Origin of the sequence: Longimicrobium sp., assembly GCF_036280135.1 — a bacterium.
Taxonomy (GTDB): domain Bacteria; phylum Gemmatimonadota; class Gemmatimonadetes; order Longimicrobiales; family Longimicrobiaceae; genus Longimicrobium.
Map to the genome: position 1 here is coordinate 1 of NZ_DASURI010000860.1, position 3,100 is coordinate 3,100.

General features: G+C 72.7%; 4 protein-coding genes. All 4 read left to right on the forward strand.

What is annotated here, in order from left to right:
* Positions 1-367 precede the first annotated feature (367 nt).
* Positions 368-1,639 (forward strand): metal-dependent hydrolase family protein, encoded by a 1,272-nt coding sequence (locus VFZ20_RS27875; RefSeq protein ID WP_329687239.1) that lies wholly within the window; start codon positions 368-370, stop codon positions 1,637-1,639.
* A 328-nt stretch (positions 1,640-1,967) separates the two neighbouring features.
* Positions 1,968-2,120: a hypothetical protein gene (locus VFZ20_RS27880; protein ID WP_329687240.1), complete on the forward strand. Its 153-nt coding sequence runs from the start codon at positions 1,968-1,970 to the stop codon at positions 2,118-2,120.
* Between the two features lie 53 nt (positions 2,121-2,173).
* Positions 2,174-2,707, forward strand: coding sequence for a DUF1648 domain-containing protein (locus VFZ20_RS27885; protein ID WP_329687241.1), 534 nt, complete (start codon positions 2,174-2,176; stop codon positions 2,705-2,707).
* Positions 2,708-2,713: 6 nt separating this feature from the next.
* Positions 2,714-3,100 (forward strand): hypothetical protein (locus VFZ20_RS27890; protein ID WP_329687242.1); only part of this gene is annotated, 387 nt, incomplete at its 3' end.

Consider the following 3,100-nt stretch of genomic DNA (forward strand, 5'->3'; position numbering starts at 1 on the left):
GGGCCCTCTCCCCCGACCGCCTTTTTGCTCGTTCCTCGCAACGGCGGTCGACCCCTCCCCCAACTTCGGGGGAGGGGTTGGCGAGAGGGCGAGTTCAGCGCGCGAAGCTCAGCCCGTGCTGGGGATGGGTTCTCCCCCTCCCCCGCGAAGCGGGGGCAGGGGGTCGGGGGGAGGGGGCCCTCCGCGGGCGAGACAAACTTCGGCCCAACAGCACAATCCCGACGCCCGCGAGCCGTTCTCCCCCTCGTCACGCTGACCGAGCGGGCCGTCTGGCGTATCCATCCCCCGCCCATCATGTTGACGCGCGCCACATGGCGGCGGCCGCGACCGGCCGGCATCGAACGTACTCCGCGTCTTCCATCTCATCATGCGACGTACCGCCCGCGTCCTGTCCGTCCTCGCCTCGTTCCTCCTCGCGCCCGCGCTCGCGGCGCAGCAGCAGCCGAACGTCGTGCTCCTGCGGCCGGAGCGCGTCTTTGACGGCGAGGAGGTGCACGCCGGCTGGGCCGTGCTCGTGCGCGACTCGCTCATCGCCGCCGCGGGGCCGGCCGGCTCCATCAACGCCCCGGCGGACGCGCGCGTCATCGACCTGCCCGGCACCACGCTCATGCCGGGGATGATCGAGGGGCACTCGCACCTGCTGCTGCATCCCTACAACGAGACCTCGTGGGACGACCAGGTGCTGCGCGAGCCGCAGTCCCTGCGCGTGGCGCGCGCCACCGTCCACGCGCGCAACACGCTCATGGCCGGCTTTACCACCGTGCGCGACCTGGGCAGCGAAGGCGCGGGCTACGCGGACGTGGGCCTCAAGCAGGCTGTGCAGCAGGGGATCATCCCCGGGCCGCGCATCCTGGCGGCCGGTCCTGCCATCGTGGCGACCGGCGCCTATGGTCCGCGCGTGCTGGCGCAGGAGTTCCCCTCCCCGCGCGGCGCGCAGGAAGCGGACGGCGCGGAGCTGGGCCGCGTGGTGCGCGAGCAGATCGGAGGGGGCGCGGACTGGATCAAGCTGTACGCCGACTACCGCTGGGGTCCGTCGGGCGCCACGCAGCCCACGTTCACGCTGGACGAGCTGCGCACGGCCGTGGAAGTGGCCGCCAGCGCCGGCGTGCCCGTGGTGACGCACGCCTCCACGGCGGAGGGGATGCGGCGCTCGGTGCTGGCCGGCGTGGTGACCATCGAGCACGGGGACGCCGGCACGCCCGAGGTGTTCCGGATGATGGCCGAGCGCGGCATCGCCCTGTGCCCCACGCTGGCGGCGGGGCACGCTGTGTCGCAGTATCGCGGCTGGCGCCCGGGCGTGGACCCCGAGCCGGCGCGCGTGGCGGCCAAGCGCGAGAGCTTTCGCGCGGCGCTGGCGGCGGGCGTGCCCATCTGCTTCGGCAGCGACGTGGGCGTGTTCACGCACGGCGACAACGCGCGCGAGCTGGAGCTGATGGTGGAGTACGGCATGCGCCCGGTGGATGCGCTCCGGTCCGCCACGAGCGTGAACGCGCGCGTGCTGCGTCTGCGCGACCGCGGCGCCGTGCGGCCCGGCCTGCTGGCGGACCTCGTGGCCGTGCGCGGCGACCCCACGCGCGAGGTGTCCGCCGTGCGCGACGTGCGCCTGGTGATGCAGGGCGGCCGCGTCGTGCGGGAGTAAGCCTCTGCCGCGGAGATGGCCCGAGCCGCGCCCCCTCCGCTCACCCAGGCTCGCACCTCCCCCAATAAACCCTGGGGGAGGTTGACCTTCTGGCCTCCGCGTGGCCCGCAGTTCTCCCCCTCCCCCGCGAAGCGGGGGCAGGGGGTCGGGGGGAGGGGGCCCTCCGCGGGCGAGACACACTCCGCCACGCCGCACGATCCTGCCCCTTCGCCCCACCGCACGGAAGCAGAACGAGGAGCATCTACTCGCAACTCGTTGCCTTGCAATCCCGTAGGAGAAGGCACGGCCGGACGTTCGGGCCGGACCATCGGAACGAGGATCGCGGACCATGAACGCCAGCGTGAACCGGGTGATGCGCGGCATCGTGCTGGTGGCGCTGTGCGCCGGAAGCCCGTACGGGCCGGTGATGCCGCACCACCCGTCCATCCTGGACTACCGGGACTGGTTTCCCCGCTGGATCCCCGAGCGCGCGGGCCGCTGACGTCGCGCGCCGCGGATCATCCGCCGAAATCACCGCATCCACCACGCACGCCCATGTCGGCCACCGCGCGCTATCGCCTGCTGAACGCCGTGCTCCTCGCCGCCCTGCTCGCCGGGTCGGCGTGGGCGTACCCGCGGCTGCCGGGGCGCATCCCCATGCACTTCAACGCCGCCGGCCAGGTGGACCGCTGGGAGGGTCGCTCGCCCGCGTCGTGGTTCATGCTGCCCATCCTCGCGGCCGTGCTGGCCGTCTTCATGTGGGGGATCGGCATCATCGGCGAGCGGCATCCGCACACGTGGAACGTGCCCGACAAGCCGCGCTTTCTCGCGCTCAGCCCCGAGGCGCGGGCGCCGATCATGGCGCGGATGGGAGAGTTCCTCGCCTTTGTCAGCCTGATGTGCACCGCGCTGATGAGTGCCCTGCAGCTCACCCTGTACGACACGGCGACGTCGCGCGAGACGCAGATGCCCGCGTGGATGATGGGCTTTGTCGGCGCGTTCCTGATCGTGGTCCTCATCGCCGGCGTGCGGCTGAACGTGGCCGTGGGGCGGATGATCCGCGACGCATCGGCCTCCGCGAGGGACTGAGGCGCCTTGCCGCGCATCCGACGCGCGCGTATCGTCCGTCTTCCGCCGTTCTTCATCCGCCCCACGCTCCACGCGCCGTCCCTCCTCATGCGCTTCACCCTCACCCGACTGTTCGCCGCGCCCGTCCTGGTGCTCGCCGGCGCCTGCATCCCGTACGCGACGGGGACGACGGCTGCCACGGTGCCGCAGGGGACGGTGATCCCCGCCATGGCCGTGTACTTCGTGCCGGGCGGGATCGAGACGCTGAACGGGGACTCGCTGGGCAACAGCTCGCTCATCGGCTTCGACTTCGAGGCGCGGATGGGGATCGACGACCGCTCGGACCTGGGCATCCGCGCGCCGGGCGCCGCGGGCGTGGTGCTGGACTACAAGCGCCGCGTGACGGGGCTGGCC